The organism is Acinetobacter sp. 25-47-122, from assembly GCF_056779695.1.
The window spans coordinates 71,094-83,985 of record NZ_JBWYIJ010000003.1 but is presented as its reverse complement, the minus strand read 5'-3'; the positions used below and the strand labels follow the sequence as shown (position 1 = coordinate 83,985).

At 38.7% G+C, this 12,892-nt stretch carries 9 protein-coding genes; 5 read left to right on the top strand and 4 right to left on the bottom strand.

The features are described 5' to 3' along the window. Positions 1 to 29 precede the first annotated feature (29 nt). Entirely contained in the window at positions 30 to 329 is a 300-nt protein-coding gene (locus AC1M9P_RS03415; RefSeq protein WP_035263939.1) for a hypothetical protein, read from the top strand. 113 nt (positions 330 to 442) lie between these two features. Continuing rightward, complete coding sequence (locus AC1M9P_RS03410) at positions 443 to 760, top strand: hypothetical protein (RefSeq protein ID WP_092767300.1); 318 nt, start codon at positions 443 to 445, stop codon at positions 758 to 760. 58 nt (positions 761 to 818) lie between these two features. On the opposite strand, the gene AC1M9P_RS03405 is transcribed toward AC1M9P_RS03410, so the two are convergent. Both AC1M9P_RS03405 and AC1M9P_RS03400 read right to left on the bottom strand, forming a co-directional pair. Then, complete coding sequence (locus tag AC1M9P_RS03405) at positions 819 to 3,014, bottom strand: bifunctional SulP family inorganic anion transporter/carbonic anhydrase (RefSeq protein WP_481586724.1); 2,196 nt, start codon at positions 3,012 to 3,014, stop codon at positions 819 to 821. Positions 3,015 to 3,212: 198 nt separating this feature from the next. After that, positions 3,213 to 5,579 carry a Tex family protein gene (locus AC1M9P_RS03400; RefSeq protein WP_481586723.1) on the bottom strand — a complete coding sequence of 789 codons (2,367 nt, stop codon included), beginning with the start codon at positions 5,577 to 5,579 and terminating at the stop codon, positions 3,213 to 3,215. 482 nt (positions 5,580 to 6,061) lie between these two features. Between AC1M9P_RS03400 and ompR the strand changes: the two genes are divergently transcribed. The 3 genes from ompR (at position 6,062) to AC1M9P_RS03385 (ending at position 10,119) form a co-directional block, all read left to right on the top strand. Then, positions 6,062 to 6,826 (top strand): osmolarity response regulator transcription factor OmpR, encoded by a 765-nt coding sequence (gene ompR, locus AC1M9P_RS03395; protein ID WP_035263934.1) that lies wholly within the window; start codon positions 6,062 to 6,064, stop codon positions 6,824 to 6,826. Between the two features lie 106 nt (positions 6,827 to 6,932). After that, the gene (locus AC1M9P_RS03390; RefSeq protein WP_481586722.1) at positions 6,933 to 8,393 is read left to right on the top strand and encodes an ATP-binding protein; all 1,461 of its coding nucleotides are present in this window, start codon (positions 6,933 to 6,935) and stop codon (positions 8,391 to 8,393) included. A gap of 208 nt (positions 8,394 to 8,601) precedes the next feature. After that, positions 8,602 to 10,119 carry an acetyl-CoA hydrolase/transferase family protein gene (locus AC1M9P_RS03385; RefSeq protein ID WP_035263930.1) on the top strand — a complete coding sequence of 506 codons (1,518 nt, stop codon included), beginning with the start codon at positions 8,602 to 8,604 and terminating at the stop codon, positions 10,117 to 10,119. Positions 10,120 to 10,516: 397 nt separating this feature from the next. Here the strand turns inward: AC1M9P_RS03385 and phoU are convergent, their stop codons facing one another. Further along, positions 10,517 to 11,242 (bottom strand): phosphate signaling complex protein PhoU, encoded by a 726-nt coding sequence (phoU, locus tag AC1M9P_RS03380; protein ID WP_035263928.1) that lies wholly within the window; start codon positions 11,240 to 11,242, stop codon positions 10,517 to 10,519. 96 nt (positions 11,243 to 11,338) lie between these two features. Beyond that, entirely contained in the window at positions 11,339 to 12,679 is a 1,341-nt protein-coding gene (gene abuO / locus AC1M9P_RS03375; protein ID WP_035263926.1) for a multidrug efflux outer membrane protein AbuO, read from the bottom strand. Between the last annotated feature and the right edge of the window lie 213 nt (positions 12,680 to 12,892).

The following is a 12,892-nucleotide window of genomic DNA, read 5'->3' as shown; positions in this document are numbered from 1 at the left end:
ATGATCAAAACATAAAATAGGAGTTTGTCATGGCTCAAATTTATTTTTTTAGATTATTTTTTCTAGCAGTTGCCGTTTTGATTTTTACTCAAATCATGAGCATGATTATTCAGCAACATTACTCATTCGACACCTTATTACAGCTAGGTTTATTTTTAATTTTGCTTGAGCTGGGATTCAACATAAAACCAGCCGATGCTCAAAATAAAACTGAATTGGATCAACAGCAGATGAATCATGCCAAAGCACCAAAGTCTTATGCATATCATTTGTCAAAAATAGGTTTAGGCACGATCGCATTCAGCTTGATCTTACCGAATCTTATTTAGTGCTAATCATGATTGGGTTCAAATATAGGCGTAAAAAAAAAATCGAGATCATTCGTTAGGCGGCAGAGTTATGTTATAAACCTTGCATCTTATTGATTTTATGCTTTGTACTTATGCGTGGTTTAGCTTTAGTGCTGCAATGTGCAGCCATCGCATTTGCGATATTCCTCATTTATCAAGTTACTCTCGGTTTTTATACTCAAGAATTTAAAGTTTTAGACGTTGTTGCTGATGTGGGCACTATTCTCATCTGTATCGATCTTGCCGTATTCTTGTGGCATAGCCGCCAAACTAAAGCTGCCAACCTACAAGACTATGCACAAAAGATCGAACAATCAGTTCCAAAATTCGTAAAAATTTCACGAAAATTAGGTCATCTCGGGATTTTATTGATCTTAACCAGCTGGATTGTCCCCATGATTAATGGATAAATTAAAAACCTCCCATTTGGGAGGTTTTTAATATCACTTACTGATGAAATGAGACCATTTAAGATAAAAAGTTGACTTGACCAGATTTCACATCATAGATTGCGCCAACAATCCCAATCTCTTTACGCTCAATCATGTCTCTTAGCGTGTCACTATTTTTAATAATATAATTAATATTATTTCGCACATTTAACACGGTTACAGCATCAATAAAATTGGTTGTAAGTTGATAATTACTCATATCATTTTTGACTGTTTCTGCCGCCTGCATAATCGGCTTCAAGAAATGCTGAACGTTCGGTGTATCTTTCAGTTGACTCAAATCCACCTTTTGCTCAAATAAATTACAAGCAGATCCTACCGCTCCACAGTCCGTATGCCCCAATACCACGATCAGTTTTGAACCCTTGGTTTTACATGCGAACTCTAAAGACCCTACGACTTTTTGACCAGCAATATTTCCAGCAATACGCAAACTGAATAAATCACCGATTCCTACATCAAAAATGCGCTCTGTCGGTGCTCTAGAATCCATACAACCCAACACTGCAGCAATAGGGTGTTGCCCTGCATTTGACGTAACTTGAATTTGGCGAGCAATATTATGGTGTAAACGCTGATGATTAATAAAACGCAAGTTCCCGTCTTTTAACATCTGTAAAACTTGATCAGGACTGAGCTGTTTTTGGAGTTCTTGCGTACTCACATCAAGATCGAGCTCGTCCTCTTTTATTTCAGGATAATGTGCTTTAAAACCCTGTAAATTAACTTTTACCCCCTGCTTTACCGCCACTTCACTTTGAAAGTCCTTAATAATTTGATAGATATCTGGATCAATATAATAGGTATTGGATGCATCGATTAGCACCGTTTCATGCGGTTTAATTTTTTCTAAAGCGGTGACGAGTGCGGCACGATTTAAAAAACTTAAATTCGGTGCTAATTCAATACGGGTAAGTGAGCCATGCAAATGTTTTTCATGGATCACACGTACACCACGGTGTAGATGACTCTGTAAGATAATCAATAAACTGATCACTAAACCAATCATGATGCCTTTCAGTAAATCAGTTGCAATGATTGCAACTACCGTGACAATAAAAGGTAAAAATTGTTTCCAACCCTGCGCATAAATCCGTTTAAATAGGCTTGGTGTTGCCAATTTAAATCCAGTCAAGATTAAGATTGCTGCCAATGAAGATAGCGGTATCGCATTGATCAATGGGGTGAGCGCCGCCACTGCAACAATCAGTAAAAAACCATGAAAGATTGCAGAAAATTTAGTTTTAGCTCCACTGGTTGCATTCACTGAACTACGAACAATGACTGATGTAATCGGCATACCACCGATCAATCCTGACATAGAGTTTCCTACCCCCTGTGCAAATAATTCACGATTCGGTGGTGATGAGCGCTTTTGTGGATCCATCTTATCGGCAGCTTCTAAATTTAACAGTGTTTCAAGAGAAGCCACCACCGCTAAAGTAATTGCACCCGTATAAATTAAACTATTATTCCAATACGAAAAATCTGGAAACTGGAAAATCGCTTCTGAACCAGAAAAGATATTCGGAAGATTAATCAATTGTTGAGGGTTTACTGCATATGGAGAGCCGATTTTCAACATGATAAAGTTGAGAAGTCCAGCAAATATCACCGCAATCAAGGCTGAAGGCAGCGGCAGTTTTTTTAATTTACTACTATCCCACAGTAGAATTAACGCAATACAACTCAGACCAATTAATCCTGAGCCGATATCAATATGACTCAGCACAGATTGAATTGACCATTGATCAATCAAAACAAAGCCTTTGACGTCCAAACCAATCAATTTGGGTAATTGACTGATAATCAGTAACAGACCAATCGCGGCAAGTAATCCCAAAATCACATTGGTGGGTACGAAATTTGAGAAAACACCTAACCTAAAAATACCAAATAATATTTGTAAAATTCCAGCTAAAAACAATGTGAACAAAAAGGCTTGATAATTACCTTGAAGTAATTCAATTTGGGTCAATACGATCGCCACTAAGCCTGCAGCGGGACCAGATACACTGATATGTGAGCCACTAAAAAAACCAACAACGATTCCACCAATCACGCCAGCAATGATGCCTGAAATGAGTGGTGCACCTGATGCATGAGCTATGCCCAAACAAAGCGGAAGTGCAACAAGGAAAACAACCAGACCTGAGAGCAAATCACGACTATAAAATCGAGGTTTCAGCTCTTCATTTTGAGATATACTCATGTTTAATTTCTCTTAATTATATGACTTATAAAGTTAAAAATAATTTTGAAGTGATGAATTGATTATTAAGTTTTTCTTATTGTTTTATACCATCTTAAAGTTTATATTTAAAATAAATCACCTTGATGTTCTTCATTTATTTAAAAACATAAGCATAAAAAAACCTCCCATATGGGAGGTTTTTTACCTGATTAAAGATTACTTCGAACCTTTAACCCCTGCTTGTAATAATAATGCACCTAAACCACCAATCTTCTGTTCTTGTGGTTTCTGCTGCTGAGGTTTTTTCGCATGTTGTGGGCGATCACCGTGTGGACGTGCTTGCTGAGGACGCTTAGCATGTGGTTTACGCTCACCACGTTGCTCTTGCTGACCATGAGTTTCACGACGTGGCTGGCGCGGTGCCTTCGCAGGTACTTCAGATCCTGCAGGACGCATCGATAAATTCACGCGATTACGTTCCACATCAACTTGTAACACACGCACTTGAACAATTTGCCCTGGTTTCACAAACTTATGTGGATCAGAAATAAATTCATTCGCTAGTTCTGAAATATGAACTAAACCATCTTGATGAACACCAACATCAACAAATGCACCAAAGTTCGTTACATTAGTCACTACACCTTCAAGCTCTAAGCCTTCAGTCAGCTGTGAAACCTCAGTAATGTCATCACGGAACTTCGCTGTACGGAACTCTGGACGGGGATCACGACCTGGTTTTTCAAGCTCCGCCAAAACATCTTGGATCGTTGGTAAACCAAATTTGTCATCAACAAACTCTTCAGGTTTAACCTGACGAATGATTTCAGTATTGCCAATAATATCTTTTACAGTGGTCGCTTTCGCTTCAACAATCTTGTTGACTAAACCATAAGACTCAGGATGAACTGCTGAAGCATCCAATGGCTCTGAACCGTCTTGAATACGTAAGAAACCTGCAGCTTGCTCAAAAGTACGCTCACCTAAGCGTGGTACTTTTTTCAAATCTTGACGATTATCAAAACGACCATTCTCTTTACGGTAGTCTACAATTTGCTGTGCTATAGATTTGTTTAATCCTGCGATGTAACCCAAAATCGCTGAAGATGCTGTATTCACATCTACACCAACTGAGTTCACACAGTCTTCCACTACAGCTTCAAGCGTTTTTGCCAAGCCTGTTTGATTCACATCGTGTTGATATTGACCTACACCAATTGATTTAGGATCAATCTTCACAAGTTCAGCCAATGGATCTTGTAAACGACGCGCAATAGATACTGCACCACGAATCGATACGTCTAAATCTGGTAATTCTTGTGAAGCCAATTCAGATGCTGAATATACTGAAGCACCTGCTTCAGATACAGACACGCGCGTTAAGTTAAGATCAGCATGAGCAGCCATCATTTCCGCAACAACAGCTTCTGTTTCACGACTCGCGGTACCGTTACCAATAGCAATTAGCTCAACATTGAATTCACGACATAAACGTGCCAATTCATTGATCGACCCTTCTTTATCTTCTTTAGGTGCGAATGGATAAATCGTGCTGTGCGCCAATACATCTCCAGATGCATTCACGACAGCCAATTTCACACCTGTACGGATACCAGGATCCACACCTAAAGTAGTACGTGAACCTGCTGGTGCAGATAAAAGTAAATGACGTAAATTTTCTGCAAATACTTGCATTGCTTCTGCTTCAGCAGCCAAACGCTTTTCTGTCAGAAGTGAATGCTCAATTGTAGGGCGGACTTTGCCGAGCCAGAATAATTTTGCAGTTTGCTTCAGAAAATCTTGACGGGCTTGAGGTTGAACTTGATCAAGATTGTATTCAGTTTCAATGCGCGCCAAAGGAGCATCATTTTCACCATCAACTTTTAGACCGAGTACATTCTCTTGACGTCCACGTAACATTGCCAATAAGCGATGTGATGGAACTTTGTTTAAATTTTCAGAAAAATCGAAGTAGTCACGGAATTTTTTACCAACTTCTTTTTTCTCTTCACTAGCAACTAAGCTTTTTAACACTGCTGTTTTTGCAAACATCGCTTTAAGCTCTGTCGTAAGTGCAATATTTTGTGCCCAGTCATCAATGAGAATATGTTGAACAGCGTCTAATTGACTTTCTAAATCAGGATAATCTTCATGATTAAATCCTGCTAAAGCTTCTGCAGGTTCAACATTTTCATTATAGATTTTTTCAGCGATTGGGCCTAAACCAGCCTCTTTTGCTTTAAATGATTTACTGGTACGTTTTGGACGATACGGTGCGTAAATTTCTTCTAATGCATTTTTTGTTTCAACGGCATTGACGCGAGCTAACAAATCATCCGTGAGTTTATTTTGTTCTTTCAGTGATTCAATGACCTTTTCACGGCGTTCAAATAAATCACGAAGGTAAGTTAATCGGGTATCCAGTTGACGTAACTGCGTATCGTCTAAGCCTTGAGTTACTTCTTTACGGTAACGTGCAATAAATGGAACACTAGAACCTTCATCAATCAGCTTAATGGCAGCTTCTACTTGGTTTGGACGTACGGCAAGTTCACTTGCCAACTGCTGAACTAAGTCAGTCATCGTGTTAAATTCCACAAGGATAAGGACTAAAAGTTAGTGATTATAAAGACCGAGACTATAAAATCCACAATTGTTTTGAATATTTGCAATGAAATTTTAAATAAAAGTCTAAATTTTTCTGGTTTTATCTCCCAAAGAAAAAGCTTCAGGTGAAGTCTCTGATCAATTATGTGAGTGTAATGCCTCATTGTGTCATCACTTTGACAATCAACTAAAACATTTAACTCTTTAAAATCACTTTATTTTTCTAATTTTGATGTAAATTTCTTGCTTTCAATACCACTTCAAATTAGCTTCATATTGAATAGCGATTTTATTTTAAATTATTTGCCTAAAAACAGGTCAACACTTGTTGTGATTTGGTTTCAAAACACGCTTAAAATTGTAATTTTGAGCAATTTGATACATAGTCTTAACAAGAACTTAGGCATTATACTGAGACAAATGAATATTTATAAATACAACTTTTAAGGGAGTGCATCATGAGTTTAGTTGTACCTGCTGAAAATACTGATGTAGTACACAATGACACTGACAGAGTTGAGCGCATTCTGGTCGTCGACGATGATGTGCGTCTTCGTACCCTTTTACAACGGTTTTTAGAAGATAAAGGTTTTGTGGTTAAAACCGCACATGATGCCACGCAAATGGATCGGTTATTACAACGTGAACTTTTCTCGCTCATCGTTTTAGATTTTATGCTTCCTGTAGAAGATGGTTTAAGCATTTGTCGTCGTTTAAGGCAGTCTAACATCGACACGCCTATTATTATGCTCACTGCACGTGGTAGCGACTCTGATCGTATTGCAGGGCTTGAAGCAGGTGCTGATGACTATCTACCAAAACCATTCAACCCAAATGAATTGTTAGCTCGTATCCGAGCTGTACTACGTCGACAAGTGCGTGAGGTTCCTGGGGCACCAAGCCAGAATGTTGAAGTGGTTTCATTTGGTCCTTGGTCACTCGATCTATCGACTCGAACATTGACTCGTGAGGGTCAAGTGGTGACCTTAACTACTGGTGAGTTCGCAGTACTCAAAGCATTGGTGCAACATCCTCGTGAACCGTTGACACGTGATAAATTAATGAATTTGGCACGTGGTCGTGAATGGGGAGCAATGGAACGCTCTATTGATGTTCAAGTCTCTCGTTTACGTCGTTTAATCGAGGAAAATCCGGCTCGTGCACGCTATATTCAAACGGTGTGGGGTGTGGGATACGTATTCGTACCAGATGGTGCAGAATAATTTTTAAACAATGGACTCCGCCATCAATGATGTCGGGGTCTTTATTTTATGTATTGAACAATTACATGCACTTATTCTTTTTAAGCCCAAATTCTCAGGTTAGACCGTGAAACTTGATCCTATTGACCCACAAAAATTTAATGAGTTTGTTGCGTATTCAGAGCGAAAACGAACCAAATGGGAACGCTTTCTTGACAAAATCAAGCCGCGCTCCGCTGCAATGAGAACAACAGTTTTAGTTGTTTTTGTGGTGTTCTTTAGTCTGTTTATGTCACTTTGGTTTTTTTGGAAAACCCTCTATTTGCCAGAGATTCAACAGCATGCACGCTACCTTGCAGTTGAACTCGAAATTATCAACAACCCTGACCTTCGAATTTTTCATGGTGACACTGAACTTGATGTTGATACATGGTTAAAACAGCGTGTTGGAATTGAATACGTTACAGACCCTGCTGCATTCCCCAACCAGCGTGACAAAGTCATCGCTGAATTCTTTACGAATCAAGTTGAAAAACGATTAGCCAAAGAACTCGACGTACCTGAAGTCACTGTCTATTTCCAATTTAAACCCAGTCCACGTATTTGGATTCAAACTCCAGAAATGAACGGGAATTGGGTTCAAGAGCCGTTAAAAACTTATGCGAATTATAGCCCCGAATTGATTTTGGCATGGTTTCTTGGCGTACCGCTGATTTCAGCCATGATTATCTTAACTTTAGTGAGACAGCTCAATCGCCCACTACGCCGACTTCAAAATGCAGCAAATAGCTATAGTAAAACTGGAAAAGCCCCCTATCTTGAGACGAACCACGGACCTTTGGAAATCCGCCAAGTCAACCAAGCCTTTAATCATATGATTTATACATTGGAGCTCACTGAACGTGATCGTCAAATTATGTTGGCTGGTATTTCACATGATTTAAGAACCCCGCTCACTCGAATTCGACTGAGTGCCGAAATGATGTCAGATGATGACTTCTTGAAAGAAGGCTTAATCTTTGATGTGGATGATATGGATGCCATTCTTAATCAGTTTATTTCTTACATGCGTGATGGTTCAGATGAAGACCTGAAAGAAACCAATATCAATACCCTTTTGCAAGAATTAGTTATTCAGTTTAAACCCCTGGATATTCGCTTTGAACCAGAAGAACTCCCACTAATTACTGCTCGTTCGCTTTCCCTCAAGCGCTTAATTGGTAACTTAATTAATAATTCTAAGCGTTATGGTGCTGAACCCATTGAGCTAAGTGCGAAAGTCGAGGGAGATCATCTAAAAATTTGTGTTGCTGATCACGGTGCTGGAATCCCAGAAGATCAAATTGAAGACCTTATGCAACCTTTTGTACGTGGTAATGAAGCACGAACAATCCAAGGGAGTGGTCTTGGTTTAGCTATTGTGAAACGAATTGTCGATATTCATGAAGGTGAATTAAAAATTCATAATCGTCCTGAAGGAGGTCTTGAAGCGGTCATTCTACTGCCCCTTTCAACACCTCAAGTTGCTGATATTTCAACCAATAGCACCTTAGATAAAATCAGGCAAACCATCACCGAACGATTTTGATGAATGGTGAATAGTTGAACGGTTGAATTGGTTTAATTATTCACCACAATGAAAATTAAATATAAAAAACAATATCTTATAAACCATAATATATCTTTATATCCGCATTTTTTGAAAAAATTAGACCTTAGCCTAACAGGTATGCAAAATGGCTCGCTTGATCGGTACAATCGGTGCCAGATCCAGAATATCAAGAGAAGAGTAAACCATGTCTTTAGATCGCATTCGTTTAGAGTCACTTCATGAAAAAGTCATTTCAGCTGAACAAGCTTCAACGTTTATTGAAGATGGCATGACCGTAGGTATGAGTGGTTTCACGCGTGCTGGTGAAGCTAAAGCAGTTCCATTGGCATTGGTAAAACGCGCTCATACAAACCCTTTAAAGATCACTTTAATCACAGGTGCGTCTTTGGGTAATGACTTAGATAAACAGTTAACTGAAGCTGGCGTATTGGCTCGTCGTCTACCTTTCCAAGTCGACAATACTTTGCGTAAGGCGATCAATAAAGGCGAAGTAATGTTTATTGATCAGCATTTGTCAGAAACTGTTGAACAAATGCGTAATAAACAATTGAAAAAGCCTGATATTGCAGTCATCGAAGCTGTAGCAATTACTGAAGATGGTGGCATCATTCCAACTACTTCAGTAGGTAACTCAGCAAGCTTTGCAATCTTTGCAGAAAAAGTAATTGTTGAAATTAACACAAATTTAAGCCTAGCATTCGAAGGCTTGCACGATATTTATATCCCATCTTATCGTCCGACACGTCAGCCGATCCCACTCACTCAAGTCGATGAGCGTATTGGTACACATGCAATTAATATCGATCCTGCTAAAATTGTTGGCATCGTATTTAACAGCGAATTCCATGATTCTCCATCAACAGTGACTGCACCAGATGATGAGACTCAAGCAATTGCAAACCACTTAATCGAATTCTTTGAAAAAGAAGTCGCTGATGAACGTCTTCCTAAAAATTTAGGTCCATTACAAGCAGGTATTGGTTCAATTGCCAATGCGGTATTAACGGGTCTTAAGGAATCGAATTTTGAAGATCTCATCATGTACTCAGAAGTACTTCAAGACTGTACTTTTGAATTAATTGATGCTGGTAAAATGAAATTCGCTTCTGGCTCATCAATTACACTTTCTGCCCGTTATGGTGAAAAAGTATTCAATAATCTTGAGCAATACAAAGACAAACTTGTATTACGCCCTCAAGAAATTTCAAACCACCCAGAATTGGTACGCCGTTTAGGGATTATCGGGATCAATACTGCGCTTGAATTTGACATCTACGGCAATGTGAACTCTACGCACGTATGTGGTTCAAAAATGATGAATGGTATTGGTGGTTCAGGTGACTTCGCACGTAATGCGCATATCGCAATCTTCGTGACAAAATCAATCGCTAAAGGTGGTGACATTTCATCTGTAGTGCCAATGGCATCTCACGTAGATCATACAGGTCATGATGTAGACGTTCTTGTGACTGAACAAGGTCTTGCTGATTTACGTGGTCTTGCACCGCGCGAACGTGCACGTGCAATCATTGATAACTGTGTTCACCCATTGTATAAAGATGCATTAAACGACTATTTTGATCGTGCATGTGCTAAAGGTGGACAAACCCCTCACCTACTTACAGAAGCGCTCTCTTGGCATTCTAATTTTGAAGAAACAGGTCATATGTTATCTGCACCTGCTGAAGCAAAATCTGCATAAGTATGAATTTGAAAAAAGCCCTGATATTCAGGGCTTTTTTATTTCAACGATTCTAAAATACTTTTAAATCATCATGATAATTGACATAAACCAATAAAATAGGCAGGATTGAATAAGATACTTAAATGTGAACCAGTTTACATTTTATTAATATTAAATTACACAAAATCACACTTTTATAGCTGAACTTTACACATAATTTAAATATTATTATTTCATAGCAAGATTATGAGTGAACAAATAATAATAACAGCGTACTGTTTCATCAGTTTTCCTTCCTAGATTTCCCCCAAAATCTAGGAATTTTTTTGTCTATATGTTTTACAGAACTCAAGTTTAGTGTCCGCATAAAAAAACCTCGATGTTCGAGGTTTTTGTGTTTGAGACGAATTCTATTTTAATGATTACCTTGAACTTTTTCCTCAATCTCTTCCACACTGGTGTGACGAACATCGTAGCCTTTAGCCATATAAATCACTTGTTCAGAAATATTACGCGCATGGTCACCAATACGCTCTAGAGATCTCAGCACCCACATAACATTCAGAACACGAGAAATATGACGAGGATCCTCAATCATGTAAGTCATTAATGTACGTGTAGCAGATTGGTATTCACGATCGATATCTGCATCAGCCAACAATACTTTTAGTGCTTGCTCTGCATCAACGCGTGCAAATGCATCCAATGCATCATGAATCATTACTCGAACTTGGTTACCGATATGACGTGTTTCCATATAACCACGAGGTGACTCACCTTCTTCACATAGATTTTGGGCTATACGTGCAATTTTAGCTGCTTCATCACCTATACGTTCTAAATCGGTATTGGCCTTGCTCATTGCAATCACCATACGGAGATCACTTGCAGCAGGATGACGGCGTACTAAAATCAAAGTCAAGCCTTCATCAATTTCACGCTCATAGCGATTTACCGTATTATCCTGAAATTGGACATCTACAGCCAAATTCACATTGGTGTCTAAAAGAGCATGAATGGCATTAGCAACTTGTTGCTCAACCAAACCACCCATCGCCATAAATTTGGTATGGACATCTTGCAAATCTTCGTTAAATTGAGAAGAAATATGGTGGCTAAGTACAGGATTATTAGAGCTCAAAGTCTTATTACTCCACACAGCGTGAATAGATTGAAATTTTTGCCATATTAAAGCATATCAATTGTGAATATTTGATGACAAAACAATCAATTTATTCTATTTTTCAACTAACCATGCATTCATTTGACGAAGCTCATTTTCATTCAATTGCCCCACAGAAGCCTTCAACCTCAACACATTCAACACATAATCATATTGAGCATTCACAAAATCTAATCGCGTTGCAAAAGCATTTCTTTGCGCAAGCAACACATCAACCATACTTTTAAGCCCTTCATCATACTGAGCTTGGGATGCTTTCGCGACTAATGCTGAAGAATCCATGGCAGCTTTGCGCGCTTGCAATGTAGCACTATCCATATCAATTTGTAGGTAAGATTTTTTAGCATCTGTGGTTGCTTTACGTATCGCAGCTTCTAATTGGCGTTCCGACTTTTCAACATTTTTTTTCGCTTTATCAATATTAATTTTAGTTCTTCCACCGGTGTAGGCATTCCAGTTCATTTCTACACCCACCTGATCAAATTTCCCATCACTTGATATAGCTGTTTGTGGTGACTGTTCACTATAACCATAAGTGACTACTGCTTCGACTTGAGGATAAAGCGCCGCTTGCTCTACACGTCGCTGATCATTGGCATATTGACGTTGCAAACGCGCTTGTAGAATTTCAAGATTCTGTTCTTGAGCTAATTTAGTCCATTCACTCATGATATTCGGTACAGGCTTTTGATACTCGAAATCATCACTTAAAACAGCGAGCTTTTCTTGGTAAGGTCCAATCAACTGAGCAAGTTGCTCTTGTGCCAAGATTAATTGAACACCTGTCGCAATTCGATTTGCTCGCGCATTTTGATATTGTGCATTCGCTTCGCTCACATCGCTTTCAGCAACTAAACCTTCTTTGAGTTTGGCATTCATCATATTGAGCTGCTCGAATAATGCTTTTTCTTCTTGAGCGTTAGTGAGCGTTAAAGCCTGTTGACGTAGTACATTAAAATAAGCTTCAGAGACATTTAATATATGTTGTTGCTGTTGCTGTTTTAAAGTGACTTCACTCAGTTGAACTGAGGTTTTTACCTGTTTATATCCCTGCCAAGCATCCATTCTGAAAATGGGTTGTCGTGCAGTAATCGCAATTTGACGAGTGGTCGATGTCGATGCCAACAGGTTAGAACTATTAAAAAAAGGATTCGATTCTGTACTTGAACGATTTACATCTTGGTTTTTACGCGTCACATTTCCTGAAACGGTTACTGTCGGCAGCAAATTACCTTTTGCTAAACCTATATTTAACTGATCAGCCTCATACTGCAACACGTTGGCTTGCCAATTTGGATCGGTTTGCTTTGCTCGCTCATAGGCTTCAACGAGGTTCAATGCAAAGCTCATCGGGCTAAGCGCAATTAAACTGACTGCAAGTAGAGTTTTTTTCATGATAATGACTTCACAGTACCTTAAGCATTTGAATAACAAGTAATTAGAATAGGATGTTGCAAATATAATCTTTAATCGAGCTTTTTACGTATCAATTTTATTATTTTTTCATTTAATCCGGAGAATTATTTTGAATTATGCGCATTGGTGTATGTTTTTTATACATTACTTTAACGCTTGATTGCGAAGCAACTACAATAAATTTCACTGTAC

Excerpts from the sequence above, each read along its gene's own strand:
- AC1M9P_RS03415 (WP_035263939.1), top strand. The coding sequence starts at position 30 with ATGGCTCAAATTTATTTTTTTAGATTATTTTTTCTAGCAGTTGCCGTT.
- AC1M9P_RS03410 (WP_092767300.1), top strand. The coding sequence starts at position 443 with ATGCGTGGTTTAGCTTTAGTGCTGCAATGTGCAGCCATCGCATTTGCG.
- AC1M9P_RS03405 (WP_481586724.1), bottom strand. The coding sequence starts at position 3,014 with ATGAGTATATCTCAAAATGAAGAGCTGAAACCTCGATTTTATAGTCGT.
- AC1M9P_RS03400 (WP_481586723.1), bottom strand. The coding sequence starts at position 5,579 with ATGACTGACTTAGTTCAGCAGTTGGCAAGTGAACTTGCCGTACGTCCA.
- ompR (WP_035263934.1), top strand. The coding sequence starts at position 6,062 with ATGAGTTTAGTTGTACCTGCTGAAAATACTGATGTAGTACACAATGAC.
- AC1M9P_RS03385 (WP_035263930.1), top strand. The coding sequence starts at position 8,602 with ATGTCTTTAGATCGCATTCGTTTAGAGTCACTTCATGAAAAAGTCATT.
- abuO (WP_035263926.1), bottom strand. The coding sequence starts at position 12,679 with ATGAAAAAAACTCTACTTGCAGTCAGTTTAATTGCGCTTAGCCCGATG.